Source organism: Anoxybacillus sp. MB8 (assembly GCF_011006755.1).
In the GTDB taxonomy this organism is placed as follows: domain Bacteria; phylum Bacillota; class Bacilli; order Bacillales; family Anoxybacillaceae; genus Anoxybacillus; species Anoxybacillus gonensis.
Genome location: NZ_RXXX01000129.1, coordinates 1 through 482, shown reverse-complemented (window position 1 = coordinate 482; position 482 = coordinate 1). Strand labels below are relative to the sequence as shown.

Below are 482 nucleotides of genomic sequence, written 5' to 3'. Positions count from 1 at the left end.
GGAGGATTAGCTCAGCTGGGAGAGCACTTGCCTTACAAGCAAGGGGTCGGCGGTTCGATCCCGTCATCCTCCACCATATGTTATTATCGCGGGGTGGAACACGAACGAATCCACATCCTAGAAATTACATCAGCGTACCGCTCGAGTTGCTACTTGATTAAACTCACGGAGAGCGGGACGGCCAATTGTTTTGATGTGTTTCACTAAATATGTTTCTATTCCAATCGTCGCGGGGTGGAGCAGCCAGGTAGCTCGTCGGGCTCATAACCCGAAGGTCGCAGGTTCAAATCCTGCCCCCGCAACCAATATTGGTCCCGTAGTGTAGTGGTTAACATGCCTGCCTGTCACGCAGGAGATCGCGGGTTCGAGTCCCGTCGGGACCGCCATGTACGGCTCGGTAGCTCAGTCGGTAGAGCAAAGGACTGAAAATCCTTGTGTCGGCGGTTCGATTCCGTCCCGAGCCACCATTTTGAATGATGTCG

Annotated in this window: 4 tRNA genes; all 4 read left to right on the top strand. The window is 53.7% G+C overall.

Annotation, left to right across the window (positions count from 1 at the left end):
• Window positions 1–76: transfer RNA gene (locus tag EKC99_RS15485), tRNA-Val, on the top strand.
• A 152-nt stretch (window positions 77–228) separates the two neighbouring features.
• Window positions 229–305 (top strand) — tRNA-Met (locus EKC99_RS15480).
• Window positions 306–310: 5 nt separating this feature from the next.
• Window positions 311–386: transfer RNA gene (locus EKC99_RS15475), tRNA-Asp, on the top strand.
• A 5-nt stretch (window positions 387–391) separates the two neighbouring features.
• Window positions 392–467, top strand: a tRNA-Phe gene (locus tag EKC99_RS15470).
• Window positions 468–482 lie beyond the last annotated feature (15 nt).